The sequence below is a fragment of the Hydrogenophaga sp. FG152 genome (genome assembly GCF_057809615.1).
In genome coordinates this window covers 1-24,878 of the sequence record NZ_JBMDKH010000011.1, presented here as the reverse complement: position 1 = coordinate 24,878, position 24,878 = coordinate 1, and the positions used below count along the sequence as shown (strand labels likewise).

Below are 24,878 nucleotides of genomic sequence, written 5' to 3'. Positions count from 1 at the left end.
ACCGCCAAACGTCAGGGGTCAGGGCGGTTCGATGTTCCCCGGTGCGGCGCCGCCGACGGACACCGTGCCGCTGTTCAGCACAAAGGTGACGACCTGCGTCTGCATTTCCGCCGTGACCTGCGGCGCCCCGCCCTCGGGTCGCAGCAGCGAAACGTGCCCGCCCGCCGTGTGCCGCACATAGCCGCGTCCCAACGCCGTGGCGCCCACCCCCAGGCGCGTGGCCCCCAGCAGGCGGGCCAGGGCGCTGGTGCCGGCCAGCGGTGCCTCCGGGGCCCCGTTGGGGACCACGAGATCGCCGTTGACCTGCTGCACCAGCACCGGCACGCCCTGGGTGGCGAGCGTGCCCATGAAGTTGACCGGATCGGCCGAGTCCACGGCCGCCTGCGCGGTGTAGAAGAACCGCTCGTAGTGGCTGGTGCCCGGCAGCACGCCGAAGGTCGACAGACCGTTGTTGATGACCGGCGCGAACGTGGCGGAGCGCGCCAGGATCTGGCTCACCTGGCTGCCGGCGACACTGGCCACCAGACCGCGGATCGGCGGCAGCGGAGAAGGCAGCCCGAACACGGTGTCGTTGACGATGGCCGACTGGTTCACCGTGGTGAAGACACTGCTCAGAATGCCGCCCAGCGACACGCCGACCACGTAGATGCGGTTGAGGTCGAGCCCCGGCGGCGCGCTCGCGAAACCTTGCACCGCCGTGTTCAGGCTGCCCAGGCTGGCGTTCAGGTTGAGCAGGTCCATCACCGCCTGCCGGCTGTGATCGCGCGTGACCGTGAGGTAGGGCAGGTTGATGAACTGCGCGCCCGACCCGTCGTTCGTTCCCGGCGTGACGAAGTTCATCGGCGCGGGCGCACCCGGGGCGCCGGCGACCTCGAAGTGCCGCTCCCGGGGCACGTTGGCGCCATAGAGCGCGGCGAACGGAATGGAGCCCGACCGCTGCGTGTTGAGCGTGCTCACGAAGGCGCTGTTTGCCGGCACGCCATGCAACGGCAGGTCAATCGCCACCGTGGCAATGCAGCGCGAGGCCAGGGTGTGGGCCAGGGCCACCACCGAGGTGCGGTCGCTGGTGATGCCATGCACATAGATCACCGTGGGATAGCCCGTGGCGGTGTAGATCTGGCCGCAGTTGGCCGCGCCCGCATAGCCGGGCACCCAGTTGTTCTGCGGCAGCGTGAGCTGCAACGGCACCAACTCGTTGCCGGTGCGCCGGGCGAAGGGATAGCGCCAGGTGACGTTGCGGCTGCCGTCGGCATCGGCCGGCACCGGAGAGACCAGCGCACCGGCCAGGATCTCGTCAGGCTTCCAGGGCCGGGCCAGGAACTCGCCGAAGGCCAGCCCGGGTGCGTCGGCCGCCGTGAGGTAGTACGGCAGTTCGAGGAAGCCGGTGTAGAGCTTGCCGACGTTGGCCGCCAGCGACGCCGAAAAAAGGTTGAAGTCGATGCCCGTCAGCTCGTTGATGCCCAGTGGCCGAGCTTTCGGCGATGGCAGCAGGTTGGAGGCTTCCAGAGACTGCGCGTTGTTCACGGCCGTGGCCTGCAGCTCGCCCGCGTCGATCTGCCGCTGCGCGATGGTGCCGCGCGGCGAGCCCATGGCCCGCAGCGGGCCCAGGGTGTCGGTGGTGGTGAAGGTGTAGGTCAACAGCAGCTTCTCTTGCGCCTGGGCAGGCGACAAGGTGCCCCCGCTGCCCGCGGCGATCACGCCCGCGGCCAGGGCCTCCCAGGCCTGCACCGCCTGGCGCACGGGCAGCAGCGCGGGGGCGATGGCGGTGGCACTGTTGCGCACGGCCTGGTAAGACGCCGAACGGCCCATGCGGGCGCCGGCGAGATCGCGCAGGTCGTCGGTCAATGCCACCAGGTACTTGGTGCGCGGTTTCAGGGGCTGCGTGGGCCGCAGGCGCACGGCATTGCCGGACGCCCCGTCGAGCGACACGACCTGCACGTCGAATGAGGCCACGCCGCGCACGCCAGTCACGCTGGTCATCGGAAGCGGGTCGGCCGTGCCCGTCTCCAGTTCGATCAGGCGCACGCTCTGGCCTGCCTGCGCGGTCGCCGGCGCCACCGAGCCCGACAGCATCACGTCGAAATACCCTGAGGTGGAGAAACCGTCCAGCTGGTTGAGCGCCGCACGCACCGGATCGGAGGGCGCGCCGACATGGGCCGTGCCATCGGTCGATCCGGCGAAGACGAGGTCGTTGTTGAAAGGCAGGTCACCCGCCGTGGGGTCGAAACGGGGATAGACCGCGTTGGGGTTGGGCGTGCTGGGCGCAGGATCGCCACCGCAAGCTGTCAACACCAAGGCGAGCGACGCCAACCATCCGGCCATGAAACGCATGGGGAAACCTCGTGAGAAAGAGGAGAAAGAGGAGAAAGGATCTTCCGGGAATGGTCGATCCTAAAAAAACCCGGTACCAGAACGTACCGGGTTTACGCCTAGGGCGCCGCACTCAGTCGGGCAAAAGGGCTGTCCACTCCAGCAGCGCGTCCAGCGCGGGCCGGGCGGCGGAGGCGTTGGGATGGTTGATGAAGCCGACCACCACATAACGCGCCCCATTGGCCGCGTTGACGTAGCCGGCGATGCCGGTGACGTCGCGCAGCGTGCCGGTCTTGACCCAGGCGTTGCCGCGCGCGGCGCTCTGGCCACCGCGCGCCAGCCGCGCCGCGGTGCCGCTGACACCCGCGATCGAAAGCGACTGCACGAACTGCACGCCCTGCGGGTGGCGCGCGGCATGGCGCAGCAGGCCCGCCAGCGCCTCGGGCGTGATGCGCTCCTCGCGCGACAGGCCTGAGCCGTTGTCGAGCACCGGCCCCGGCACGCGGGGGCCGAAGGTGCGTTTCCACCAGTCGGTCACGACCTCGCGCGAGTATTCGAAGCGCGCCGGGCGCGAGGGCACCAGCCGGGCGGCGGCCGAACCCGGGGCCACCACGGCCAGCACGGGCGTGGCCGTCTGCGGCGGCGCCAGCTGGCCCAGCGTGAGGAACACCTGCTGCGCCATCACGTTGTTGCTCCACTGGTTCACGTCCACGATGACCTCGGACAGGGGCAGCGAGCGTGCCTCGTGCAGCAACTGCACCTCGGCCGGCATGGTGCCATCGCGCACCTGCCCGGTGATGGAGCCGCCACTGGCGCGCCACAGACCTTCCATGGCGCGCGCGGCATAGCTCGCGGGCTGCTGGTAGGCCACAGGCCACTTGAGTTCGCCGCAGACCTGCGGGTAGCGGCCTTCGAAGCGGATGCGGTTCGGGTCGTCGAAGCGGGCCTGCACGGTGCCGCGCCAGTCGCCGCAGGCAGTGCCGCGCGAGAGCGGCACGGAGGCGTCGACCGCCAGGCCGGCCATGGGCGGCTCGCTGACCACGCGGGCCACGCCGTTGGCCAGGTCGGGCTGGAAGGTGAGAATGACCGACTTGAAATTGACCAGCAGCGCGTCAGGCGTGGCGTTGTAGGGGCGCAGGGCCTCGCCGTCGAAGGCGCCGGGGTCGATGGCGGGCAGCTCGAACGCACTGTGATCGAGCACCATGTCGCCCAGGATCACGCGCACGCCCTTGGCCTGCAGGGCCAGGTAGGCCTCCTGGATGCGCTCGAGCACGAACTTGGGATCACCGCCCCCGCGCACGTACAGGTTGCCGCGCAGCACGCCGTTCTCGACCGTGCCGTCGGTGTAGAAGCGGGTGTTCCAGGTGAAATCGCTGCCCAGCAGGTCGATGGCGGCGTACGTCGTCACCAGCTTCATCACCGAGGCCGGGTTCACCGGGGTGCTGGCGCGGTGGCGCAGGCGCTCATGGGCGTCGGGATCGACCGAGATCACCAGCGCCGACAGCGCGCTGGCCGGCACCTGGGCCCGGCTCATGGCCGCCAGCACCGCGGGCGGCAGTGGGTCGCTCCGGCCCGCCATCTGGGCGCAGGCGGGCAGCGCCAGGCCGGCCAGCAGGCTCAGCACCAGCCCGCGCACCTGGCGCAAGGCGGTCAAACGGCGGAGGAAGTCGATATCGAACATGGTGTTTCATTATGAAACGGCACCGGGAAAGCGCCGGCCACGGCCGTGTGAATGGCCGTTGCGGTGGATGGCCGGTGGCGCACCCTACCCCGGAAGCGGGGCACCCGGTGCCCGATAATCCCGGGATGTCTTCCGCCTTGCGCCTGCTCGCCCTTGAAACCAGCACCGACACCCTGTCGGTCGCCCTGGGCGACGGCGCGCCCGGCGGCCCGCTGTGGCAGCACAGCGGGCCGGGCGGCGCGATGGCATCCACCACCCTGCTGCCGCTGGTGAAACAGCTGCTCGATGCCTCGGGCTGGGCCCTGAGCAGCCTGGACGCCGTGGTGTTCGGCCGGGGGCCGGGCTCGTTCACCGGCCTGCGCACCGCCTGTGCCGTGGCCCAGGGCCTGGCCTACGGGGCGCAGGATGCGGCCCGCCCGCAGGGCCTGCCGGTGCTGCCGGTCGACACCCTGCTGGCCTTGGCCGAAGAGGCCCACTGGAACCAGCAGCACACCGGCCAGCCCCGGCCCAAGCGCATCGCCGCCCTGCTCGACGCCCGCATGGGCGAGCTGTACGTGGCCACTTACGCCTGCACGGCGGCAGGGCTGTCGCCGCTGGCGCCGGCCCGCCTGTGCGCGCCGGCCGACCTGGGCGCGCACCTTCAGGCCGATGGCGCCACCCTGCTCGCGGGCAACGCGTTCGACAGCTATGCCAGCGCGCTGGCCGAACTGCCGGGCACCCGCCTGCCGGCCCTGCCCACGGCCGCCGCGCTGCTGCGCCTGGCGCCCGGCCTGCTGGCCGCGGGCGCGGCGGTGGCCGCGCGCGATGCCCTGCCGCTGTATGTGCGCGACAAGGTGGCCCAGACCACCGACGAGCGCGAGCGCCTGCGCGCGGCCTCGGCTGTGGTCACGCCGTGAGGCTCACGATGGACACCACCGTGAACGCCCTGCTGCGGGCCATGACCCCCGGCGCCACACAACCCCTGCCCACGCAGGCCGCGTGGCCGCTGCCGGACACCGGGCGCTCCCCGGCCACCCGCGAACGCCGCATCGCCTTCGAGCCCATGACCGAGGCCGACCTGGACACCGTGCGGGCGGTGGAAGTCACGGCCTACGCCCACCCCTGGTCGCGCAAGCATTTCCACGATTCGCTGCAGGCCGGCTACCCGGCCGTGTTGCTGCTGGGCGAGGCGCTGCCAGGCGAACAGGCCCAGGCCGTGCACGCCGATGGCCGCGCGCTGCTGGGTTACCTCGTGGCCATGCCGGGCGTGGACGAGGTGCACCTGCTCAACATCACCGTGGCACCGGCCCACCAGCGCCAGGGTTGGGCGCGCTTCATGCTCGACGCGCTGGTGCTGTGGTCGCGCGGACAGCAGGCCCAGTGGCTCTGGCTGGAGGTGCGCCAGAGCAACGAGGCCGCGCGCCGCCTGTACGAGCGCTACGGTTTCTCGCAGGTCGGCCTGCGCAAGGGCTACTACCCTGACGGCCACCTGCGCCGGGAAGACGCCATCGTCATGAGCCTGAACCTGATGGCGGCGAGGGGCCCCCGATGAGCGACGACGTGCTCGACACCTCGTTTGTTCCGCTGCTCGATGCGCGCCAGCGCGCCATGCTGGCCGAGATGGGCGTGCGCGTCTGGGCACCCAAGCCCGTGCCGCCGGCCGTGGCGGCCCCCCTGGTGGAGGCACCCCAGACCGCCGCCCAGACGCCCAGGGTCGCGGCGCCACCGGTCGTTGCGCCTTCGCGCCCGGTGCCAACCCCGACCCCAACCCCAAGCAGCGCGCCGCCCGCGCCCGCCGAACCCCCACCCTCCCGCCCCAGCCACGTGGACCGCATGGACTGGCCCGAGCTGCGCGAGACCGTGGCCAACTGCCAGGCCTGTGGCCTGTGCAAGGGACGAAAGAACACTGTGTTCGGCGTCGGCGACGTGCAGACCGACTGGATGATCGTGGGCGAAGCGCCCGGTGAAAACGAAGACCTGCAGGGTGAACCCTTCGTGGGTGCGGCCGGCCAGCTGCTCGACAACATGCTGCGCGCGGTGGGCCGCAGTCGCCAGGGCGAGGGGGCGCAAGGCGCCTACATCGCCAACGTGCTCAAGTGCCGCCCGCCTGCCAACCGCAATCCGCAGCCCGAGGAAGTGGCGCGCTGCGAGCCTTATCTGGTGCGCCAGGTGACGCTGGTCAAGCCCAAGGTCATCGTGGCCATGGGGCGCTTCGCGGTGCAGTCGCTGCTCAAGACCACCGAACCCATCGGCCGCCTGCGCGGCCGGGTGCACCGCTACGAAGGCGTGCCGGTGATCGTGACCTACCACCCGGCCTACCTGCTGCGCACCCCCGGCGACAAGGGCAAGGCCTGGGCCGACCTGTGCCTGGCGATGCACACGCTGGACAACGCCTGAGGAAGGCCACGCGATCCGGCGCCGGGCCGCCCCGTGCCGGATCAGCCCCCTCAGGGGGCAGTGCCCCGCGCAGCGGCGGAGCGCGACGGCCACAACACCGACGCGATCGCCACCATCACCAGCGCGACGGCGGCCCAGTCCTGCCAATGCAGCACCTCACCCAGCCACCACGCGCCGGTGAACACGCCCAGCACGGGGATGAACATCACCGACAGCGTGGAGGCGATGGGCGGCAGGTCGCGCGCGAGCGAGAGCCAGGCCACCTGGGCGAAGGCGAACACGCCCAGCGCGTTGAAGACGATGGCCCACCAGATGCCCGGTGTGGGCCAGACCCAGGCCGAGCGCTCGAAGGTCAGCGACAACACGGTCATCCACACCGTGGTGAGCGCCGTGAGCCAGAACGAGATGGTCAGCGTGGGCGTCGGAATCGTCGTGCGGCGCATCATCTGCGTGCCCACCGCCCAGGTGGCAGCGGCCACCAGCATCATCACCACACCCAGCGGCTTGCCCGAGAGTTGCGTGAGTTCGTGCCACAGCAGCAGCAGCACGCCCAGCGCCGCCGCCGCCACGCCACCCCAGGCACGGCCCGCCAGCCGCTGACCGAACCACCAGCTCCCCACCAGCGCCGAGAACACCGGCATGGTGTACCCCAGGATCGCGGCGCGCCCGCTCGACAGCGTCTGGATTGCCAGGATCGCCAGCGTGTGCCAGAACAGCATGTTGAACACCGTGAGCACCGCCAGCTCCCGCCAGTGCTCGCGCGGGATGCGGAAGGGCACGCGCCGCCACCACAGGAACAGGCCCAGCACCGGCAGCCCGATCCACATGCAGATGGTGCGGAAGGTCAGGGGTGGAAAACCCGTCACACCAAACTTCATGATGGGCCAGTTGATGCCCCAGACGAGGGTGAGGAGGACGAGCAGGACGAGTTGTTGTCGGGACAGGGCGTGCATGGGCGTGATCTTAGGCGGCGCGGGGCGGCGGTGTCTGTCGCGGGACTGCCAAGACCTCGCGGCAGGCGGCCAACTAAAATCGGCCCATGACCTTTCTCGACATGCTGCGCACCGCCGAGCGCCAGAACCGTTCCCTGCTGTGCGTGGGCCTGGACCCCGATCCCGCCCGCTTCCCCGCGCACCTGAAGAACGACGCCTCCCGCATCTACGACTTCTGCGCCGCCATCGTCGAAGCCACGGCCGACACCGCCATCGCCTTCAAGCCCCAGATCGCCTACTTCGCGGCGCACCGCGCGGAAGAGCAGCTGGAGCGGCTGATGGCGCACATGCGCCGCGTGGCGCCGCAGGTGCCGGTGATCCTGGACGCCAAGCGCGGCGACATCGGCAGCACCGCCGAGCAGTACGCGATCGAGGCCTTCGAGCGCTACGGTGCCGACGCGGTCACGCTCTCGCCCTTCATGGGCTTCGACTCGGTGCAGCCTTACCTGCAGTACCACGGCAAGGGAGCGTTCCTGCTCTGCCGCACCTCCAACCCCGGTGGCGACGACCTGCAGAACCAGCGCTTCGCCTCCATCGATGGCGAACCGCGCCTGTACGAACACGTGGCACGCCTCGCGCAAGGACCATGGAACCTCAACGGCCAGCTCGGCCTCGTGGTGGGCGCCACCTACCCCGCCGAGATCGAGCGCGTGCGCGAGATCGCGCCCACCCTGCCGTTGCTGATTCCCGGCGTGGGCGCGCAGGGTGGCGATGCCGTGGCCACCGTGAAGGCTGGCCTGCGCACCCAGGGCGATGAGACCACCGGTCCCATCATCGTGAACTCGTCGCGCGCCATTCTGTATGCGTCGGCCGGTGCGGACTTCGCGGACGCGGCGCGCCGGGTGGCGCAGAAAACACGAGACGAACTGCGCGCCGCGCGCACCTGAATTTCGACGGATGGCCACCGGGCAAACCCCGGCGGTAGCGCCGCCGGGCGGGTGCCGCGAACGCGCCACACCCACTTGTAACGACTTGAAATTCGGCCTTTTCCGCTGAAGGCGCCTCCCTACACTCGCGCTCGTCGAACCGAGGAGGGATCGTCATGATGGACATCGAAGAAGCGCCTGAACACGCGGCCGATGCGAGCGCGGCCGACACACACCACGAACCAGGCTCTTCGCCGGAGAACCCCACGCCAACGTCCCGGCACGCGCTCGCGCCGCTGGCGGCGGCCGCGCTGCTCGCGGCTTGTGGCGGCGGTGGCGGTGGCGGTGGCAGCAGCACCGCTGACGCGGCACCGGCGGTGGGCGTGATCGACTTTCCCATCGCCGGCTACAGCCACATCAACCCCACGAACGACGCCGAGGCCGCGCGCTTCCTTCAGCAGGCGCAGTTTTCCTCCACACCGGCGGAGATGGCCGAGCTGCGCGGCATGGGCTGCGCGCAATGGCTGTCCAACCAGTTCGCGCGCTATCAGGGCATCACCGGCTGGAACTGGCTGGAGGCCCGGGGCTACGGCGCGGTGGACGCCAACGGCTACTTCTTCAACCAGTACCCGGCCGACTTCATGATCTGGAACCAGCTTCTGAGCGGGCCGGACATGATGCGCAAGCGCGCCGCGCTGGCGCTCTCGGAGTTCTTCGTCTCCTCGCTCGCCTCGGCCGAGTTCACCTGGCGCTCGCACGCCTACGCGAGCTGGTGGGACACGCTGGTGCGCAACGCTTTCGGCAACTACCGCCAGCTGCTGGAAGATGTCACGCTGCATCCGGCGATGGGCTACTTCCTCAACACCAAGGGCAACCAGAAAGAGAACACCAACACCGGCCGCGTGCCCGACGAGAACTACGCGCGCGAGGTCATGCAGCTCTTCACCATCGGCGTGGTCGAACTCAACCTCGACGGCACGCCCAAGACCAGCGGCGGCGTGCCGCTGGAGAGCTACACCCAGGCCGACGTGACCGGCCTGGCGCGCGTGTTCACCGGCTACGACTTCGACACCTCCGACGGCGTGCGCCATCCGGTGGACAGCTACACCATCGAGTCGAAGGCCTTCGCGGGCAAGCGCATGTCGTTCAACCCCAACCGGCACTCCAACCTGGAAGCCCGCTTCCTGGGCACCACGGTGCCGGCCAACACACCAGGGCCCACCGCGCTGCGGATGGCGCTGGACGCCCTGTTCAACCACCCGAACGCCGGCCCGTTCTTCGCGCGCCAGATGATCCAGCGCCTGGTGACCAGCCACCCCAGCCCGGCCTACGTGGCGCGCGTCGCATCGCGCTTCAACGACAACGGTGCGGGCGTGCGGGGCGACCTCAAGGCGGTGTGGGTGGCGATCCTGCTCGACGACGAGGCACGTGGGCCGGCCTCGCTGCAAAGCACCACCTTCGGCAAGCTGCGCGAACCCATGCTGCGCTTCATCCAGTGGGCGCGCACCTTTGGCGTCACGTCGGCGGCCGGCAGCTGGAAGATCTTCGAGCTGAACAACGCGGCCACCCAGCTCGGCCAGAGCCCGCTGCGCTCGCCCTCCGTGTTCAACTTCTTCCGGCCGGGCTATGTGCCACCGGGCACCGCGCTCTCGGCCTCGGGCGCCACCGCGCCCGAATTCCAGCTGGTCAACGAGTCCACCGTGGGCGGCTACCTGAACTTCATGCAGGGCGTGATCGAACGCGGCATCAACTGCCCCGAACCCGGCGTGCCGCAGGCCGCCTGGACCAACTACGCCTACGACGTGCAGGCCAACTACAGCCGCGAGCTTGCACTGGTGGCCGATGCCACGGCGCTGGTGAACCACGTCTGCCTGGTGCTCGCGGCGGGCCAGATCTCCAGCGCCTCGCGCGCCACCATGGTCTCGGCGCTCAATGCCACGCAGGTGACCACGGCCAGCAGCGACACCGTCAAGCGCCGCCGCATCTGGGCCGCCATCCTGATGGTCATGGCCTGTCCCGAATACCTGATCCAGAAGTAAGGGGCCCGACATGCACTTCATCCAGCCCGATCTGCACACCCGCCGCGCCTTCCTGCGCCGCGCCGGCCAGCTGGCCTTCACCGGCGCGGCCCTGCCCACCGCGCTCAACCTCGCGGCCATGGCCGACGCGGCGGCGTTCAACGCCACCGACTACAAGGCCCTGGTCTGCGTGTTCCTCAACGGCGGCAACGACTACGCCAACACCGTCGTCAACTACGACACCGCCAGCTACGACCAGTACAGCGCCATCCGCGGCGGCGGCGCGAACCGCACGGCCGGCGGCATCGCCCTGGCGCAGGCCGCGCTCACGCCCACCGTGCTCAACCCCACCGTGGCCCTGCCCGGCGGCAAGCAGTACGCGCTGCATCCGTCCATGACCGGCCTGGCCGGCCTGTTCAACAGCGGCGTGGCGGCGGTGCAGCTCAACGTCGGCCCGCTGGTGGCGCCGGTCACCCGCCAGCAGTACCACAGCGGCAACCGCGTGGCCTACCCGCTGCCGCCCAAGCTGTTCTCGCACAACGACCAGCAGTCGGTCTGGCAATCGTCGCAGCCCGAAGGCGCCACCACCGGCTGGGGCGGCCACATCGGCGACCTCGCGCTCTCGGCCAACACCAACCGCGTGCTCACCTGCGTCTCGGTCACCGGCAACACGGTGTTCCTCTCCGGCGACCAGGCACTGTCGTACCAGGTCAGCACCAACGGTGCGGTGAAGATCAGCGCGGTCAACAACAACGTCTACAACTCGGCCGCGGTGCGCGCGGCCATCACCTCGCTGGCGCTGCAGACCCGCACCCACGTGTTGGAGAACGAATACAACCTCGTCACCGCGCGCGCGGTGGGCGCCGAAAGCGCGCTCACCTCGGCGCTGGCCGCTTTCCCGGCCACCGACGCACCGTTCAACGCCTTCCCCACCGCCAACGGCCTGGCCGACCAGCTCAGGATGGTGGCGCGCCTGATCGCCGCGCGCGCCCAGCTGGGCAACCAGCGCCAGGTGTTCTTCGTCTCCATCGGCGGCTTCGACCTGCACGACAACCTCATCGGCGGCCAGGCCACGCTGATGGACCGCGTGAGCTCGGCGCTCACCGCCTTCTACAACGCCACGGCGGCGCTCAACGTGGCCGACAAGGTCACCACCTTCACCGCGTCCGACTTCGGCCGCACGCTCAGCAACAACGGCGACGGCTCCGACCACGGCTGGGGCAGCCACCACTTCCTGGTCGGCGGTGCGGTGCGCGGCAAGGCCTTCTACGGCAAGGCGCCACCGGTGAGCGTGGGCAACTCCACCACCGACGCCAACGACCAGTGGCACGTGGGCCAGGGCCGGCTGCTGCCCAGCACCTCGGTGGACCAGTACGCCGGCACCCTGGCCACCTGGTTCGGCGTGCAGGGCGCCGAGATGAACGGCATCCTGCCCAACCTGGGCAACTTCAACAGCGCCGATTACCCCACCAACCTGGGCTTCATGCTGTAGAGAGCTCCCCCCGCGCCGCGCCTGCGGCCCGGCAGAGCCGGTTCCCCGGTGTTCCCGACCTGACACCTCTCTCTGGTGGAGTGCCCCTAAGATGGCCCGACTTCTTCAGCGGGCCTCTGCATGATCGATCTCTATACCGCCGCCACGCCCAACGGGCACAAGGTGTCCATCGCGCTCGAAGAGCTGGGCCTGTCCTACGCGCTGAAGGTGCTCAACCTGGGCGAAGGCGAACAGCGGCAGCCCGACTACCTGAAGATCAACCCCAATGGCCGCATCCCGGCCATCGTGGACCACGAGGCCGGCGGTTTTGCGGTATTCGAGTCCGGGGCCTGCCTGATCTACCTGGCGGAGAAGACCGGCCGACTCATGCCGTCGGACATGAAAGGGCGTTCGCTCGTGATGCAGTGGCTGATGTTCCAGATGGGCGGCATCGGACCCATGATGGGCCAGGCCAATGTGTTCTTCCGCTACTTTCCCGAGAAGATCCCGGCCGCGATCGACCGCTACCAGGGCGAATGCAAGCGCCTGTTCCGCGTGCTCGACGGCCACCTGGCGCAGCATGAGTACCTCGCAGGCGACTACTCCATCGCCGACATCGCCAACTGGGCCTGGGTGCGCACCCACCGGTGGTCGGGCGTGGACATTGGCGACCTGCCCCACCTCAAGCGCTGGCGCGACGCGATCCGTGCGCGCCCGGCGGTGCAGCGCGGCATCGAGCGGCCGGCCTCGACCATGGACCTGGAGCGCGACGGGGAACAGGGCGCACAGCGCTTCGCCGAGGACGCCCGGCGCCTGATGGAAACCGGCCAGAGCCTGAAGGCGGGCGGGGGGGCCGCATGAAGCTGTATGTATCGCCGCGCGCCCCCAACCCGCGCCGGGTGCTGATGTTCCTGGTCGAGAAGAACATCAACGGGCTGGAGCTGGTCAACATCGACCTCAACGCCCAGGAACACAAGTCCAGCGGCTACCGCGCCAAGAGCCCGCTGGCGCGCGTGCCCGCGCTGGAGTTCGACGACGGGCGCGTGCTCACCGAGACGCGCGCGATCTGCACCTGGATGGAGGGCCGCTACCCCACACCCAACCTGATGGGGCAGAACGCCGAGGAACGTGCCTTCATCGAGATGGCCGACCGGCGCATGGAGTGGTACTTCATGCTGCCCATGGCCAACGCCATCCGCCACACGCACCCGGGCCTGGCGCCGCTGGAGCAGCCGCAGTTTCCCGATTTCGGCCACTCGCAGGTGGCCAAGGCCCGCGAGACCGCCGCCTGGCTCGACGCCGAGCTGCAGCGCCAGCCCTGGGTGGCCGGCAACCGCTTCACCATCGCCGACATCACCGCTTTCTGCACCGTCGAGTTCGCACGGCTGATGCGCTTCAAGCCCGCCGACGAGGGCTTCCACGCGCTGCAGGCCTGGCGCGACCGCGTGGCCACGCGGCCCAGCGCCCTGGTCTGAAGCCCGGACTCAACCCCAGGGCGTGGGTGTGCGCGCCAGCGCGCGCTCCATGGCCGGCAGGGCCTGCAAGCCCGAGGCGAGCTGAGCCCGCAAACCCTCCTGCCAGCGCTCGACCCAGGGCGTGGCCAGGCCTTCTGGCACGGTGGCCAGCAAGGCCTGCGCGGTGCTCAGGTCGTTGAGCTGCCCGAGCAACTCCTGCGCATCCGCCAGCGCCTCGGTGCTGCGCTCCAACCGCCTGGGCGGCAACACGCTGGCCAGGAACTCCTGCGCGTACCGCAGCTTCTTCAAGGCGATGCGCAGTTCGTGCCGTCCCTCCGGCCCGAGCCGGCGCGCGCGGCGCGCTTCGGCTTGCAGCGCCCGGTGGCGCTGGCGCAGCGTGTCGCGCGCCCAGTCAGGCAGGCTCTGCGGAGCTTCGCCGCGGGCCTGCAAAGCCAGCACGGCCCGGGTGAATGCCAGCATTCGAAGCGCGTGCTCACATCCGCCAAGGGCATCGGCCGCGCGCTGGTGGGCCGCTTGGCGCTGGTCCCGCACCCAATCAAGCAAAGCCTGCTCGGCGGGCGCCATCGGTGCGCCCGGCACGGCCTCGGGTTGCCACGCGGGCAGGCGTTCGGTGGCGAACACATCCCAGTTGCGCGCGTCGCCGAGCTGGCCCGCGAGGGTTTTCCACTGGGCCGCCCAGTGCGCGACGAAACGGCGTGGCAGGTGGGCCCGGAACAGGCGCAGGCCGGTGCGCAGCCGCCGCAGGGCCACCCGCGCCTGGTGCACGAACTCGGGGTCGGGCACGGCGCCATCCGGCCCGGGCGGCCGCACGCCGGCCTCGTTGGCCTGCAGGTGGCTCAGGCAGCTCAGCGCGGCGGCCTGGAAGGCCTGCACCGGCGCCATCTGCTCATTCAGCGCGAGCGGCTCGGCCTTGCTGGGCCGCAGGCGTTCGCCGGTGAAGAGGGCATAGCCCCGCTCGGCCTTGCTGCGCTGGGCCGGCAGCAGGCGCAGCCCCTGGGCGGCCTGCCCGCTCGGGCCCAGGGCCAGCGTGTGCGCCAGGTCCAGCAAGGCATCGACCGGGCCGCTGAGCAATTCCAGCTCCAGCTCGAGAATCGCCTGGCGGTGGCTGCCCTCGGCGTTGCCGGTGGTGATGGACCCCTGGTCCAGCGCCACCTCCACCACCGCACCGCCGTGCGACAGGGTCCAGCTGCGGCGCGTGAAGTCGGTGCGGAACACCGGCACCAGCTGCCACGCCACGCACAGCAGTTGCTGCGCCAGCGCCTCGTCGTCGACCAGGGCCGCGAAGTCGAAGCGGCCCGGGCGGCAAGCGGCCTCCCACTCGCCGCGGCGCGACAGGCCCCCCACCGAGGTGCCCGCCGTCTTCACCGTCAGCAGGGTGCGGCGGCCCACGCGGCGCTCGCGCACCGCCATGCGCTGCGCGCGCAGGGCCAGCGTGGAGGTGTCGAAATAGGTGTTGAACAGGCGCTCCCGGTGCGGTGGGGCCGCGCTCAGCAGCGGGTGCGCCAGCAGGCGCGGCTGGTCCTCGGGGTGCAGTTCGAGCTTGAGTTCGGTTTCCTGGGGCATGGGGTCGTTGGGGCACGGGAGGAGCGGCGAGTCTGCCAGCCCCGCGGAAATTCATCTACCGCGCCACGCGGCGAGCCCGCCACAGCCTTACGCCTTGTAACGTCGACGGCCACGCGCCACGCCAGAATCGCGACAGATCGTGCTCCCCTGCGGCTCGGTCGTTCGACACAACACACAAGCCCACGACATGACCCATCCATCGCGCACGCGCCTCTCCATCGCCTTCTTCAGCCTGATGCTGCTGAGCAGCCTGCCGGCCCTGGCCGAAAAACCCGAATGGGCCGGCAAGCAGGGTGGCAAACACGACAAGCATGAAAAGCACGAGAAGCACCGGGATGACCGCCGCGATGACCGCCGCGATGACCGCCGCGATGACCGGCGGGACGATCGCCGCGACGGGCCACGCTCGCCCTCGTCCAGCGTGTCGGTGAACATCCAGATCGGCGGCTACTTCGGCGAGCCCCAGCGCCGCTTCGCCCACGAGTACTACGAGCCCCGGTTCAAGGCCGGCAAATGCCCGCCGGGCCTGGCCAAGAAACACAACGGCTGCATGCCCCCCGGCCAGGCGAAGAAGTGGCGCATGGGCTATCCGCTGCCGCGCGACGTCGTGTACTACCCGGTGCCCAACAGCGTGTCGGTGCAGATCGGCCTGCCCCCCTCGGGTTACAAGTACGTGCGCGTGGCGGCCGACATCCTGATGATCGCCGTGGGCACGGGCATGGTGGTGGATGCGATCGAAGACCTCGGCCGATTCTGAGTCGGCGGTGCGCCTCACGACCTTGGTGGCCGCCGCGACCCTGTTCACCCGGGGCGCGTGTGGACCCGGCGGCCTACGGCAACAACCAGGCCTCTAGACCGTCAGCAGGCGGCGCAGGTAGCGCCCGGTGTGGCTGTCGGGGTGCGCGGCGATGGTCTCGGGCGTGCCCTGCGCCACCACCGTGCCACCGCCGGAGCCCCCTTCGGGCCCCATGTCGATGACCCAGTCGGCGGTCTTGATGACGTCGAGGTTGTGCTCGATCACCACGATGGTGTTGCCCGCGTCGCGCAACTGGTGCAGCACCTTGAGCAGCAGTTCGATGTCGGCGAAGTGCAGGCCGGTGGTGGGCTCGTCCAGGATGTAGAGCGTGCGGCCGGTGTCGCGCTTGGAGAGCTCCAGCGCGAGCTTGACGCGCTGCGCCTCGCCACCCGACAGCGTGGTCGCGCTCTGGCCGAGCTGGATGTAGGACAGGCCCACGTCGAGCAGGGTCTGCAGCTTGCGATGCAGCGTGGGCACGGCGCTGAAGAAGGCGTGCGACTGCTCCACCGTCATGTCCAGGATCTGCGCGATGTTGCGGCCCTTGTACTGCACGTCCAGCGTCTCGCGGTTGTAGCGCTGGCCGTGGCAGACCTCGCAGGGCACGTACACGTCGGGCAGGAAATGCATCTCCACCTTGACCACGCCATCGCCCTGGCAGGCCTCGCAGCGGCCACCGGCCACGTTGAAGCTGAAACGGCCCGGGCCGTAGCCGCGCTCGCGCGCGGTGGGCATCTCGGCCATGAGTTCGCGGATGCCGGTGAACAGGCCGGTGTAGGTGGCCGGGTTGCTGCGCGGCGTGCGGCCGATGGGCGACTGGTCGACGTTGATGACCTTGTCGAAGTGTTCGATGCCTTCGATCGCGTCGTGCGCGGCCGGTTCGTCGTGCGAGCGGTAGAGCGTGCGCGCCACCGCCGCGTACAGCGTGTCGTTGACCAGGGTGGACTTGCCCGAACCCGAGACGCCGGTGACGCAGGTCAGCAGGCCGACCGGGAACGCCACGCTCGCGCCCTTGAGGTTGTGCCCGCGCGCGTTGACGACGCGGATCTCCTGCAGCTCACCCAGCGTGGCCTGGTGCGCAGCCTCGCGCGCGGCGCGGCGCTCGGCCGCCGGGCTGGGCGGGAAGCGCGGCTTGGCGGGCGCCGCCTTCGGGGCTTCGCCCTTCTTCACCACCGGCAGCCAGGGGGTGCGGCGCGCGGGCACGGCGATCTGGCGCGTGCCGCTGAGGTACTGACCGGTGAGCGAATCAGCCGTGGCCATGACCTGCTCGCAGGTGCCTTGCGCCATCACGCGCCCGCCGTGCACGCCCGCGCCCGGGCCCATGTCGATCACGTGGTCGGCGGTGCGGATCATGTCCTCGTCGTGCTCGACCACCAGCACCGTGTTGCCCAGGTCGCGCAGGTGCTGCAGCGTGGCGATGAGGCGGTCGTTGTCGCGCTGGTGCAGGCCGATGCTGGGCTCGTCGAGCACGTACATCACGCCGGTCAGGCCACTGCCGATCTGGCTGGCCAGGCGGATGCGCTGGGCCTCGCCACCCGAGAGCGTGTCGGCGCTGCGATCCAGGCTGAGGTAGTTCAGGCCCACGTCGTTCAGGAACTTCAGACGCTGGCGGATCTCGTTGATCACGCGCGCGGCGATGTCGCCCTTGGCGCCGTGCAGCTCGAGTTTCTGGAAGTAGGCCAGCGCCTCGCCCAGCGTGACGTGGCTGATCTTGTAGATGGGCTGCTTCTGTTCACCCTCACCCACGAACACGTGGCGCGCCTCGCGGCGCAGGCGCGAACCACCGCACTCCGGGCAGGGCTGCACGGCGCGGTAGCGCGCCAGCTCTTCGCGCACGGCGGCGCTGTCGGTCTCGCGGTAGCGGCGCTCGAAGTTGCGCACGATGCCTTCGAAGGGGTGCTTCTTGCTGATCTTCTTGCCCGCGCGCTCGCCGGATTCGAGCGCGTAGCTGAACTTCACCTCTTCCTCGCCCGAGCCGTAGAGCAGCACCTGTAGCACCGCGTCGGGCAGGCTCTCCCATGGGGCTTCGGCGTCGAACTTGTAGTGCGCCGCGAGGCTCTCGATCATGGCGAAGTAATAACCGTTGCGCCGATCCCAGCCCTTGATGGCCCCGCTGGCCAGGCTCAGCGAAGGAAAGGCGACCACGCGCGCGGGGTCGAAGAACTCGGTGTGGCCCAGGCCGTCGCAGGTCGGGCAGGCGCCCATGGGCGAGTTGAACGAGAACAGGCGCGGCTCGAGCTCGCCCACGGTGTAGTGACACAGCGGGCAGGCAAAGCGCGCCGAGAAACCGTGTTCGCGCGGCACCGCGCCAGGGGTTTCCGGCGCGTCCATCTCCATCGCGATGGCCCGGCCGTCGGCCAGGCGCAGCGCGGCCTCGAAACTCTCGGCCAGGCGCTGGCGCAAGGGATTCACGCCCTCTTCCTCACCGTCGACGCGCACCTTGATGCGGTCGATCACCACGTCGATGTTGTGCTTCTCGGTTTTCTTCAGCGCCGGCAACGCCTCGGCCTCCAGCACCGCGCCGTCGACACGGAAACGCACATAACCCTGGGCCTGCATGTCGGCGAAGAGCTCGGTGAACTCGCCCTTCTTCTCGCGCGCCACCGGGGCCAGGATCATCAGGCGCGTGCCCTCGGGCAGCGCGAGCACCGTGTCCACCATCTGCGCCACGCTCTGCGAGGTCAGCGGCAAGCCATGGTCGGGGCAGTGCGGCGTGCCCGCGCGCGCGAACAGCAGGCGCAGGTAGTCGTGGATCTCGGTCACCGTGCCGACGGTGGAGCGCGGGTTGTGGCTGGTGGCCTTCTGCTCGATGGCGATGGCGGGCGACAGGCCTTCGATCAGGTCCACGTCGGGCTTGTCCATCAGCTGCAGGAACTGCCGCGCGTAGGCCGACAGGCTCTCCACGTAGCGGCGCTGGCCTTCGGCGTAGAGCGTGTCGAACGCCAGGCTGGACTTGCCTGAGCCCGACAGCCCGGTGATCACCACCAGCGCGTGCTTGGGAATGTCGAGGTCGATGTTCTTGAGGTTGTGCGTGCGCGCACCGCGCACCGACAGGAACGCGCTGGCATGCCGCAGGGCGGCGCCCAGGTAACGGGGGGATGGCTCGCCCACGGACGGCGGCGTCCCGGGGGTGTCGGCGCCGGTCGATCCAGGCAATTTCAGGTCCGGGGGAAGGTTCTGGTTCAAGGCGCGGTGCGGGGTTCAGGGCAACCCGACATGATAAGCCGCCACGCGGTTTTGCGCCCCTCCGCCCGGCGGCCGCCGGCCTTTCGCCGACAATACGCCGTCCCCCTGTCTCCCCTGCCCCGCCCTGCCGGCCTCCGCTGCCTTGTCCACCCTGAGCCCCTCCCCCGCCAACGCGGCCACCACGCCGCCCGACGCCGCCCGCATGACCCCCGCCGAGCGCCGCGCCAGCGCCTCCCTGGCCCTGGTGTTCGCGCTGCGCATGCTGGGTCTGTTCATCGTGCTGCCGGTGTTCGCGCTGGAAGCCGCCCGCCTGCCCGGCGGCGAGGACGTGGCCCGGGTGGGCTTCGCCATGGGCCTGTACGGGCTGACGCAAGCCTTCCTGCAGATTCCCCTGGGCCTGGCGTCCGACCGTTTCGGGCGCAAACCCGTGATCGTGGCCGGCCTGCTGCTGTTTGCCCTGGGCAGCGGCATCGCCGCCTGGGCGCCGGACCTCACCTGGCTGGCCATCGGCCGCGCGGTGCAGGGCGCGGGCGCCATCTCCGCCGCCGTGACGGCCTTCCTGGCCGACGTCACACGCGACAGCGTGCGCACCAAGGCCATGGCCATGGTGGGGGGCAGCATCGCGCTGATGTTCGCGCTCTCCCTGATGCTGGCGCCCGCGCTGGCGGCCTGGGTCGGCCTCTCGGGCATCTTTGCCCTCACCGGCGCGCTGGCGCTGCTGGCCATCGCCGTGGTGATCTGGGTGGCACCGCCCGAACCGCGCGAACACCGGCCCTCCGACATGCAGCAGTTGCGCGCCGGCCTGGCCGAGGTGCTGCGCCACCGGGGCCTGCTGCGCCTGAACCTGGGGGTGTTCGTGCTGCACGCGGTGCAGCTGGCGATGTGGATGGCGGTGCCAGCCCTGCTGGTGGCTGCCGGCCTGCCCAAGGCGGACCATGCCCAGGTCTACCTGCCCGCCGTGGTGGCATCCCTGCTGGTGATGGGCGGCGCGCTCTTTCCCATGGAGCGACGGGGCCGTCTGCGCGCGGCCTTCCTGATCGCCATCGCCCTGATCGGCGCGGTGCAGCTCGCGCTGTGGGCCCTGGCCGACGGCTCACCCAGCCTGTGGACCCTGGGCGGACTGCTGTTCGTGTTCTTCATCGGATTCAACACGCTGGAAGCCAGCCAGCCCAGCCTGGTGTCCAAACTGGCGCCCGCGCACGCCCGGGGTGCGGCGCTGGGCGTCTACAACACCCTGCAGTCCGTCGGCTTCTTCGTCGGCGGCGCGGTGGGCGGCTGGCTGGCGCGCGCGCACGGCGCGCAGGGCCTGTTCGCGGTCTGTGCCGTGGCCATGCTGGTGTGGCTGGTGGTGGCCTGGCCGATGCAGGCGCCGCCACCCTCAGCGGCCCGGCGCTGAACCCTCGCCGGGCGGCGGCGGGGCCGCCGCGCCATCGCGCATCGAACGCATCATCAGCTGCGACATGGTGCTGTAGAGCGGTCGGCTGATCATGCGCGAGATCAGGCTGGCCAGGAGCGCGCAAGCCATCAGGCTGAGCACCATGCTGTGGCCATCGGTCATCTCCATCACGATGATCATGGCGGTGATCGGCGTCTGCGTGACGGCCGCCAGGAAACCGCACATGCCCAGCGCGATCAGGGCCGCGCCGTGCGGAGAATCGAGCAGCCAGGCCACGTCCGCGCCCACACCGGCGCCGATCGACAGGCTGGGCCCGAACAACCCGCCAGGCACACCCGCCCACGACGACAGCCACGAGGCCACGAACTTCAGGCCCGTGAACACCAGCGGCTGGTGCGACGCGCCCTGTGTGCCGACCTGTTCCAGCATCACCTTGGTGTGCTCGTGCCCACCGCCCACGGCCGTGCCGTCGCTGATCACGGCGATCACCGCCACCGCGAAACCGCAGATCGCCGCGAAGGTGACCGGGCGCTTGCGCCGGTAGGCGCAGAAGCGGTCGGGCAGGCCGATGAACGAGGCCAGCATCAGGCGCGACATCAAGCCGCCGAGCAGTCCGCAGCCCACGGCCACCAGCGCGCCGGGCAGGAACAGGCTCCACGACAGGGCCTCGGCCCGCACCCGCCCGAAGTACGACAGGTTACCGAACGCCGAGACCGCCACCAGGCCGGCGATCACGATGGCCGCCAGCATCAGGCCGCTGTTGCGGTCCTGCAGGCGCCGGGACAGCTCCTCGATGGCGAACACAATGCCGCCCAGCGGCGTGTTGAAGGCCGCGGCGATGCCGGCCGCGCCGCCAGCCACCAGCAGTTCGCGGTGGGTGATGCCCGAGTTCGGCGACAGCCAGCGGCGCGCGTGCAGCATCACCCCGGCGGCGACCTGCACCGACGGCCCCTGGCGACCGATCGACAGGCCGGCCAGCACGCCGCCCGACACCGCCAACACCTTGACCACGCTCAAGCGCAGCGAGACGAAGCGCGAGCGTTCGCGCAAGGGCGTGGCCGGGTCCAGCGCGGTCAGCACCTGCGGCACACCCGAACCGGCCGCACCCGGCGCCCAGCGGCGCACGGCCCACACCACCAGCGCGGTCAGCGCAGGCGTCCACACCAGCGGCGCCCACCACCAGCCGCTGCGCAGGCCGCTGTACAAGGCAAACGCCCCCTCGGCGAGCAAGGTGAACAGCACCACCGCCAGACCAGCGAGCACGGCGTAGAGCATCACCACGACCCGGTCCAGCCATTGGCGCCCGCCTCCCATTTCATCGCGCAGGTTCTGAAGGAAGTCCGGTTCACCTTTCATGGGGCCAGTGTATCGGCCGCCGCCGGCCCGGCCGGCACTTGCGGCACAATGTCAGGCCGCGTCCCGGCCGCGCCCGGGTCCGCCCTCTCTTCAGGACATCACCACCATGGCATCCGTCAACAAAGTCATCCTCGTCGGCAACTGCGGCCGCGATCCCGAAATCCGCTACCTGCCATCCGGCCAGGCCGTGGCCAACGTCAGCGTGGCGACCTCCAGCCGCCGCAAGGACAAGAACAGCGGCGAGATGATCGAAGACACCCAGTGGCACCGCGTCACCTTCTACGACCGCCTGGCCGAAATCGCCGGCGAGTACGTGAAGAAAGGCCGCCCGATCTACGTCGAAGGCCGCCTGAAGTACGGCAAGTACACCGACCAGTCCGGCGTCGAGAAGAACACGGTGGACATCATCGCCACCGAACTGCAACTGCTCGGCGGCCGCGAAGGCATGGGCGGTGGCGGTGGTGAAGAAGGCGGCGGTGGCGGCGGCTACTCGCGCCCCGCCGCGGCCCCCCGAGCCCCGGCGCCCGCGCCGCGCCAGGCCCCGGCGGCCGCGCCCGCGCGCCAGTCCAGCGGCTTTGACGACATGGACGACGACATCCCGTTCTGACTCGCGCCGCCAGGTTTCACGATCAGGCCCGCACGCGCCTCGGCGCTGCGGGCCTTTTGCCGCCCCCTCAGCCCACCCCGAAGTGCGCGGGCAACTGCAGGGCGACGGCGTAGAGGGCATGGCGCGTCATGCAGGCGTGTGCCTCCCGCATGAGCAGGTTGCTGCGTTGCCACTCCTGGCCGGCCACGGCCTGAGCGAACGCCATCGCGCCTTGAGATCCGGTGTGACACCCGGGCTCGGCCAGTTGGCGCACGCGATCGGCGTGCGCCCATCGGGCTTGCGCCAGCTCCCAATCCATGACCGCCTGCAGGTAGGTCTCCCTGGCCTGGGCAAAACGATCGCTCGCCGAGGTGCGATGCCCATCCGGCGTCTTCGAAATGGCCTCATCCCCTTGCCGCTGCGCTTCGAGCGCCAGCCGGTCGATCTCGGTGGGCGCCGCCGGGATGAAGTGGGTCCCATTCGTGTCCAACTGGGCCGGCAACAGGCGCGTCACCCGCGTGAAGTGTCGGCCTGCCGCCTCCCACATCGTCGTGGCCATCTCCACCGTGCATCGCAAGTCGGCCAGCATTTCCGAGAGCTTGCGCTGCTCAGTCCCTGGGTCCAACCCAGCGCGCCCCCTTGCCGCGAGGAGGTGGGCCAGACTTTTCAAGGTCTGCTGGGTGTTCAGGCTGCCCATCAGCCGTCGCCGGGCCGTGTCCACCTCGTGGCATGCGGTCAGCACGCACAGGAGCCGCCCGTTGAGCCGCCGCAGATCGGCGGGCCCGCGCGCATCGCGTTCGGCTTCACGCACGTACACGTGCTGCAGCACGTCCCGAAACGCCATGCCCGTGACGCCGTGCCCGGCCGCACTGCCCATGACCTCGGGCGCGCCACCCTCGTGCCGCCCACGCCTCCCCCACCCCTCTCCCCTGTGATGGGTGGCACCAAACCCCCCACCTTCGTCGAATGCGTCGAACATGCCCAGGTCTTTCCCGAATCAAGTTGGATTGAAGCCACGGAGCACCACCGTCCGGCACGGTCCGACCATCGCCGGCATGAGGTACCCATTGGCACTTGCTGCGCAGAGCCCGTCTCTGGTGGACCGTTCAAAACACCCACGCGCCGAAATTTATAACACTGTTTTCTACAAAACCAATGCCTTTTCGGTATGAAATGAACAAAAAGGTTATCGAAATTCAAAACCAGCCGGCGTACCGTGGATCGTTCAGGCGCCCCATGCATGGACGAAGGTGGCCCGCTTCCCAGGCGCTGGCATGATGTCGGACTTCGCAGCCCCGCTGCCGGTCCCACTCCCAGCCATGAACACAGCCACCACCCCGCCCGACGCGCCCGCCACCGCCCAACCGGCTCGGGCGCGCCGCGGCGCACCGCGCAACAAGGCCCCCCGCACCGATGCGCGCCCACCCCGCCAGCACCCGGTGCTCGACCAGCTGGCCCAGCTCGCGCCCAGCCTCTTCGGTGAGGTGCTCAAGCCGCTCAAGCGCGGCATCTACCAGGACCTGCTCGACGCCCACCCAGGCGTGCTGGACGCCGAAGGCCTCAAGGCAGCGCTGGCCCTGCATACCCGCTCGTCGCGCTACCTGACCGTGGTCGCCTCGGGCCAGCCGCGCCACGACCTCGCAGGCCAGCCGGTGGAGGCCCTGGCGCCCGAGCACGTGCACCATGCGCTGATCGAGGTGTTCCGCCGCCGCCAGGGCCGCTCGCCGGAAGACCTGGTCCCCAAGCTGCGCCAGCGCATCGTGCAGGCCTTCGAGGCCTCGGGCCTGGGTCGTGAAGCCTACGCCACGCTGGTGATGGGGCGCGACGAGACCGTCAACGCCATCACCGCCGAAGCCCTGGCCGAAGCGGCCAGCCGCGCCGCGCGCGACGAAGCCCTGCTGCGCGCCTTCGACGCCAGCGGGCAGACGGTGGAGGCCTTCGCCGACATGTACGGCATGCCGGTGCACGAAGCCCGCCGCACGCTGGAGCGCGCCCGCGCCCGCCAGTCACCCCGCGCCGCATGAGCCCCGCGACGGCCACCGAATCACCCTACGCGTGGTGGCGGCTGGTCGTCTCGCTCGTGCTCATGACGCTGGGCGGCGTGGGCATGTACTCGGTCACCGTGGCGCTGCCGCGCATCCAGGCCGAGTTCGGGGTGGATCGCGGTGCCGCGTCGCTGCCCTACACGCTCACCATGGTGGGCTTCGGCGTCGGCGGCATACTCATGGGCAAGCTGTCCGACCGTTTCGGCGTGATGGTGCCGGTGCTCGGTGGCGCCGTCGGCCTGGGCCTGGGCTTCATCGCCGCCGGCGCGGCCACCACGCTCTGGCAGTTCAGCCTGGCGCAAGGCCTGCTCATCGGCCTGCTCGGTACTTCGGCCACCTTCGCGCCCCTGGTGGCCGACACCTCGCGCTGGTTCGACCGGCGCCGCGGCATCGCGCTGGCGATCTGCATGAGCGGCAACTACGTGGCCGGTGCGATCTGGCCACCGGTAACGCAGCATTTCATCGACCACGGCGGCTGGCGCGAGGCCTACACCTTCATCGGCGTGTTCTGCCTGCTCACCATGCTGCCGCTGGCCTTGGTGCTGCGTCGACGTCCGCCGCCCGAAGCGGCACCGGTGCCGGTCGCTGCGCCCGCCAGTGCAAGCCTCGCACGGGGCGATCGGCCACTCGGCCTGTCGCCCGGCACACTGCAGGCCCTGCTGTGTGTGGCCGGGGTGTCGTGCTGCGTGGCCATGTCCATGCCGCAGGTGCACATCGTGGCCTACTGCACCGACCTGGGCTTCGGGGGGGCGGGGGGGGGCGGG

The 24,878-nt window shown here is 70.2% G+C and carries 20 protein-coding genes; 13 read left to right on the top strand and 7 right to left on the bottom strand.

What is annotated here, in order from left to right; translation table 11 throughout:
• Positions 1–18: 18 nt before the first annotated feature.
• Both ACODTB_RS14310 and dacB read right to left on the bottom strand, forming a co-directional pair.
• A complete protein-coding gene (locus ACODTB_RS14310) occupies positions 19–2,331 on the bottom strand; it encodes a hypothetical protein (RefSeq protein WP_291111990.1) in 2,313 nt (770 codons plus the stop codon).
• 112 nt (positions 2,332–2,443) lie between these two features.
• Positions 2,444–3,991, bottom strand: a complete 1,548-nt coding sequence (gene dacB / locus ACODTB_RS14305) for a D-alanyl-D-alanine carboxypeptidase/D-alanyl-D-alanine endopeptidase (protein ID WP_291111993.1) — start codon at positions 3,989–3,991, stop codon at positions 2,444–2,446.
• A 125-nt stretch (positions 3,992–4,116) separates the two neighbouring features.
• On the opposite strand from dacB, the gene tsaB reads away from it, so the two are divergent.
• The 3 genes from tsaB to ACODTB_RS14290 all read left to right on the top strand — a co-directional run bounded on the left by tsaB (position 4,117) and on the right by ACODTB_RS14290 (position 6,367).
• Entirely contained in the window at positions 4,117–4,887 is a 771-nt protein-coding gene (gene tsaB, locus ACODTB_RS14300; RefSeq protein WP_291111995.1) for a tRNA (adenosine(37)-N6)-threonylcarbamoyltransferase complex dimerization subunit type 1 TsaB, read from the top strand.
• Positions 4,888–5,033: 146 nt separating this feature from the next.
• On the top strand, positions 5,034–5,522 hold the full coding sequence (gene rimI, locus ACODTB_RS14295) for a ribosomal protein S18-alanine N-acetyltransferase (protein ID WP_291112068.1): 489 nt from the start codon (positions 5,034–5,036) through the stop codon (positions 5,520–5,522).
• A complete protein-coding gene (locus tag ACODTB_RS14290; RefSeq protein WP_488929430.1) occupies positions 5,519–6,367 on the top strand; it encodes a uracil-DNA glycosylase in 849 nt (282 codons plus the stop codon). The genes rimI and ACODTB_RS14290 overlap by 4 nt, the downstream gene beginning before the upstream one ends.
• 50 nt (positions 6,368–6,417) lie before the next feature.
• Here ACODTB_RS14290 and ACODTB_RS14285 read toward each other — a convergent pair whose 3' ends face one another.
• On the bottom strand, positions 6,418–7,320 hold the full coding sequence (locus ACODTB_RS14285) for a DMT family transporter (protein WP_291112000.1): 903 nt from the start codon (positions 7,318–7,320) through the stop codon (positions 6,418–6,420).
• An 86-nt stretch (positions 7,321–7,406) separates the two neighbouring features.
• Between ACODTB_RS14285 and pyrF the strand changes: the two genes are divergently transcribed.
• From pyrF to ACODTB_RS14260, 5 genes are all read left to right on the top strand, one after another.
• Complete coding sequence (gene pyrF / locus ACODTB_RS14280; RefSeq protein ID WP_444687585.1) at positions 7,407–8,246, top strand: orotidine-5'-phosphate decarboxylase; 840 nt, start codon at positions 7,407–7,409, stop codon at positions 8,244–8,246.
• 155 nt (positions 8,247–8,401) lie between these two features.
• Positions 8,402–10,264, top strand: coding sequence for a DUF1800 domain-containing protein (locus tag ACODTB_RS14275; protein WP_291112005.1), 1,863 nt, complete (start codon positions 8,402–8,404; stop codon positions 10,262–10,264).
• Between the two features lie 10 nt (positions 10,265–10,274).
• Positions 10,275–11,735 (top strand): DUF1501 domain-containing protein, encoded by a 1,461-nt coding sequence (locus tag ACODTB_RS14270; RefSeq protein WP_291112008.1) that lies wholly within the window; start codon positions 10,275–10,277, stop codon positions 11,733–11,735.
• Between the two features lie 120 nt (positions 11,736–11,855).
• Positions 11,856–12,575: a glutathione S-transferase family protein gene (locus ACODTB_RS14265; protein ID WP_291112010.1), complete on the top strand. Its 720-nt coding sequence runs from the start codon at positions 11,856–11,858 to the stop codon at positions 12,573–12,575.
• Complete coding sequence (locus tag ACODTB_RS14260) at positions 12,572–13,189, top strand: glutathione S-transferase family protein (protein ID WP_291112013.1); 618 nt, start codon at positions 12,572–12,574, stop codon at positions 13,187–13,189. Before ACODTB_RS14265 ends, ACODTB_RS14260 begins: the two co-directional genes overlap by 4 nt.
• A 9-nt stretch (positions 13,190–13,198) precedes the next feature.
• On the opposite strand, the gene ACODTB_RS14255 is transcribed toward ACODTB_RS14260, so the two are convergent.
• Positions 13,199–14,752 carry a CYTH and CHAD domain-containing protein gene (locus ACODTB_RS14255; RefSeq protein ID WP_488929429.1) on the bottom strand — a complete coding sequence of 518 codons (1,554 nt, stop codon included), beginning with the start codon at positions 14,750–14,752 and terminating at the stop codon, positions 13,199–13,201.
• Positions 14,753–14,939: 187 nt separating this feature from the next.
• On the opposite strand from ACODTB_RS14255, the gene ACODTB_RS14250 reads away from it, so the two are divergent.
• A complete protein-coding gene (locus tag ACODTB_RS14250) occupies positions 14,940–15,509 on the top strand; it encodes a hypothetical protein (RefSeq protein ID WP_488929428.1) in 570 nt (189 codons plus the stop codon).
• Positions 15,510–15,602: 93 nt separating this feature from the next.
• On the opposite strand, the gene uvrA is transcribed toward ACODTB_RS14250, so the two are convergent.
• Complete coding sequence (gene uvrA / locus ACODTB_RS14245; protein WP_291112070.1) at positions 15,603–18,656, bottom strand: excinuclease ABC subunit UvrA; 3,054 nt, start codon at positions 18,654–18,656, stop codon at positions 15,603–15,605.
• Between the two features lie 277 nt (positions 18,657–18,933).
• Between uvrA and ACODTB_RS14240 the strand changes: the two genes are divergently transcribed.
• Positions 18,934–20,127: an MFS transporter gene (locus ACODTB_RS14240; RefSeq protein WP_291112073.1), complete on the top strand. Its 1,194-nt coding sequence runs from the start codon at positions 18,934–18,936 to the stop codon at positions 20,125–20,127.
• On the opposite strand, the gene ACODTB_RS14235 is transcribed toward ACODTB_RS14240, so the two are convergent.
• Positions 20,110–21,483, bottom strand: coding sequence for a chloride channel protein (locus tag ACODTB_RS14235; protein ID WP_291112019.1), 1,374 nt, complete (start codon positions 21,481–21,483; stop codon positions 20,110–20,112). The two genes, ACODTB_RS14240 and ACODTB_RS14235, sit on opposite strands and share 18 nt — an antisense overlap.
• 106 nt (positions 21,484–21,589) lie before the next feature.
• On the opposite strand from ACODTB_RS14235, the gene ssb reads away from it, so the two are divergent.
• Positions 21,590–22,090, top strand: coding sequence for a single-stranded DNA-binding protein (gene ssb / locus ACODTB_RS14230; RefSeq protein WP_291112021.1), 501 nt, complete (start codon positions 21,590–21,592; stop codon positions 22,088–22,090).
• A gap of 67 nt (positions 22,091–22,157) precedes the next feature.
• Here the strand turns inward: ssb and ACODTB_RS14225 are convergent, their stop codons facing one another.
• Positions 22,158–23,048: a hypothetical protein gene (locus ACODTB_RS14225; protein WP_291112023.1), complete on the bottom strand. Its 891-nt coding sequence runs from the start codon at positions 23,046–23,048 to the stop codon at positions 22,158–22,160.
• A gap of 340 nt (positions 23,049–23,388) precedes the next feature.
• Between ACODTB_RS14225 and ACODTB_RS14220 the strand changes: the two genes are divergently transcribed.
• Positions 23,389–24,093: a ProQ/FinO family protein gene (locus tag ACODTB_RS14220; RefSeq protein WP_488929427.1), complete on the top strand. Its 705-nt coding sequence runs from the start codon at positions 23,389–23,391 to the stop codon at positions 24,091–24,093.
• The coding region (locus tag ACODTB_RS14215; protein ID WP_488929426.1) for an MFS transporter at positions 24,090–24,878 on the top strand (789 nt) is incomplete at its 3' end. The genes ACODTB_RS14220 and ACODTB_RS14215, both read left to right, overlap by 4 nt.